General features: G+C 48.8%; 4 protein-coding genes and 1 pseudogene. All 5 read right to left on the reverse strand.

All coding sequences use genetic code 11. The features are described from left to right. Positions 1 to 79, reverse strand: a pseudogene (locus TX23_RS27755) (transposase); the annotation flags it as partial. A gap of 321 nt (positions 80 to 400) precedes the next feature. Continuing rightward, positions 401 to 643 (reverse strand): hypothetical protein, encoded by a 243-nt coding sequence (locus TX23_RS26560; protein ID WP_057704726.1) that lies wholly within the window; start codon positions 641 to 643, stop codon positions 401 to 403. Then, positions 640 to 984 (reverse strand): hypothetical protein, encoded by a 345-nt coding sequence (locus tag TX23_RS28110; protein ID WP_157243960.1) that lies wholly within the window; start codon positions 982 to 984, stop codon positions 640 to 642. Before TX23_RS28110 ends, TX23_RS26560 begins: the two co-directional genes overlap by 4 nt. A 28-nt stretch (positions 985 to 1,012) precedes the next feature. Then, positions 1,013 to 1,372 carry a hypothetical protein gene (locus tag TX23_RS28115; protein ID WP_141231028.1) on the reverse strand — a complete coding sequence of 120 codons (360 nt, stop codon included), beginning with the start codon at positions 1,370 to 1,372 and terminating at the stop codon, positions 1,013 to 1,015. A 3-nt stretch (positions 1,373 to 1,375) separates the two neighbouring features. Next, positions 1,376 to 2,478, reverse strand: a 1,103-nt coding sequence (locus TX23_RS28635) for a DUF637 domain-containing protein (RefSeq protein ID WP_244885990.1), incomplete at its 5' end; no start/stop codon positions are given.

A 2,478-nucleotide genomic window follows, 5' to 3' on the forward strand; every position in this document is an offset into this window, starting at 1 on the left:
AGACCACCTGGCGGTTGTGACCACGCTGTACAACATGATGAGGATAGTTGGGCAAAACGACACGTCCCACTCTGGGCATAGGTAACCTCCTTCCTTAGAGAATTACAGCCTAGCAAATGGAAAAAAATAAATCTGTCCCCTTTTTCGTCCCTTTTTCATACAAAAAGACTAATCAAATAAATCCGTCCCCTTTTTTCCCTTAGGGCCTAACCACATCCACCGTCGTCGGCGGAATCTGGGTGCCTCCGGGGAACCCAGGCTTCCCTTTACCTACAACAACTGCTCCTGATTCTTTAATTTCAGGAAAGGCTATTTTTTGATTCGTGGTTAGAGGGGCTGTCGCTGACGCCTTACATTCTGTACAAACAATATTCCCCTCCGCATCTTTACCCATTAAATCTCACCTCGACTCAACAATGAAATCTTTCGCTAGAATCATCGCCTCAAAAAAACCAGAGAATGGAACTCTCAAAGTCGCGCTACTTAAGTCAGCAAAGATCTCCACCTCTAAAGCGTCTACCCCTTTATCCTGATTAACTTGAGCAATAGGTTCGCCTTTATATTGAATCTCCGCAGTCAGCCTTTTATAGCGACTATCACTAAAGCCCAGAACTTCAAAATCCGAATTACTTTCAAGTTTCATGGTTTCGCCTTAGGGTCCAAAAACCCAGAAAATGAGCCATCGTTATTGTAGCGCAGACCTCTTCCATCGGGAGCCCGGACCTCTAGCCCACCGCGACTCAAATTTGAGAATGTTGAATTTGGATTCTTGAGAACGTCATCAATAATACCGAGTGCAGTTGCATTTTGCTTTTCAATTCCACCTGTGAGTTTTGGGAACGTTCCAGTAGCTCGCTGGCCAGAAGCATGCTTTGTGAGCGCCCTAGCAGCCTCTGTCAGACCTTCCTTATTGATAGGATTTGAAGCTGCGGCAGATAGATCATCGAAAGTGCGGCCGCCGAAATTTTGCAGGGCGGAAGGCAATCCTTTTGCACCAACAGAAACTCAAAACTTAAGTATTACCCACATAAACGGCCCCGCCCGATAATTCCATGACCCAAGGTTCGGTTGATGACGAACAAAACACATTCAACACACGACCGTCAGATAGTTTAAAGCATGGGTCAATTGGCTGATCATCAATGAGCCAACTCACCTCAAGAACGGATAAATTTAAAAATCCAGAAACAAGATCGCGAGCGTCATTATCCCAACAAGCAAACAGCAAATCCCCATCCTTTGATACACGCCATGCACTCTCAGTCTGAAAGCTCCAATCCACCGAGAAAAGCATAAGCTTATCGCCATCCCACAATACTCTTTCAATTTTTATTGGCAACAAAAGAGCCACAGCTTGCAAAAATGTATTCATTGTTTAGTCCACTTGCTCAATATGCGTACGTTCTCTTATCCACTGCTTTCGCTCCGCCTTCGATAAACCCTGCGGGGGTTGCGGCGGCTTTCCTGTAGTAGGGTCCACAGGTCCGCCATTGGAGTTCTCAAATGATGCGCGCTGGGGACTTCGACCATCTGCCTGCATCACCCGAACTCGCGAACCATCAGGCAAGATGTACTGAGTTCCAACCACATTTCCGCTGGTTGGAGAAATCACTGGTTTTGTTGGATACCCTGCCGCTTCAAAGTCAGCAATCATCTTAGACTGACTTTTAGAAAGATTCACTCCAGAGACATGACTTACTGATCCCACATTTGCTTTTGCACCTCCCATCACAAGCCGACCTAATACTGCCGCCAGCCCAGCACCTGTGAGTTCACCGGCCATAAAATAGCCCCAAGCCTTGACGAACTCGTTAGCCGGTTGAACCCCTTCAAAACCTTGTCCTCGGGCCAGCTCCAGCTGTGCTTGAGCAATTTGGTCGTTAGTGAAACCTTTTTCCAGCATGTCCTTTGCCAGAGTAGTCGCCGCTGATCCGTATTCACTTAAGCCTGGTGGCAGATGCTCCAGAAAGTTGTATTGCGTCAGGTTCTGCGCAACCCAAGCCCCTTTCTCGATCTTGGCAGCATCCGCATCTTTCTGCCCAGCAGCCGCCAACACACCCACAATCTGCGAACTCATCGTCAGCAACTCTTCGTTGCCGTTAACCAGCGTATTCAGATGAGTAACCAGCGCCTCGTTCGCCCCCGCCGCCAACGCACCGGTTTTAAAATCGCCGCCCGTAGCCTCAGCCAGCAAACCACCCACCATCGCGTGAATAGCAACCTTAGGTACCGACCCATCGGCAATTACGCCTTCGGTGTAATTTCCCACCAGGTTGAAACTGGCTGCCGCCAACGTATTGAACAGCGCACTTTTCAGCGCATCGCTGGCGCTACCGCCCTGCCCAAGCGCCTTGCTCAACAGCATGGATGTGCCGCTTTGCAACGTCTGGTTGGCGGCAAATTTACCGACTCCGCTCCACGTATTCAGTAGACCTGGCGTCGTGACTTTCCCAGTGATTGTGTTTGTTTGAGTCCCTA

The organism is Pseudomonas paralactis, from assembly GCF_001439735.1.
Classification (GTDB): Bacteria; Pseudomonadota; Gammaproteobacteria; order Pseudomonadales; family Pseudomonadaceae; genus Aquipseudomonas; species Aquipseudomonas paralactis.

Bases quoted from the DNA above. Each gene is read 5' to 3' on its own strand.
- TX23_RS26560 (WP_057704726.1), bottom strand. From the start codon at position 643: ATGAAACTTGAAAGTAATTCGGATTTTGAAGTTCTGGGCTTTAGTGAT.
- TX23_RS28115 (WP_141231028.1), bottom strand. From the start codon at position 1,372: ATGAATACATTTTTGCAAGCTGTGGCTCTTTTGTTGCCAATAAAAATT.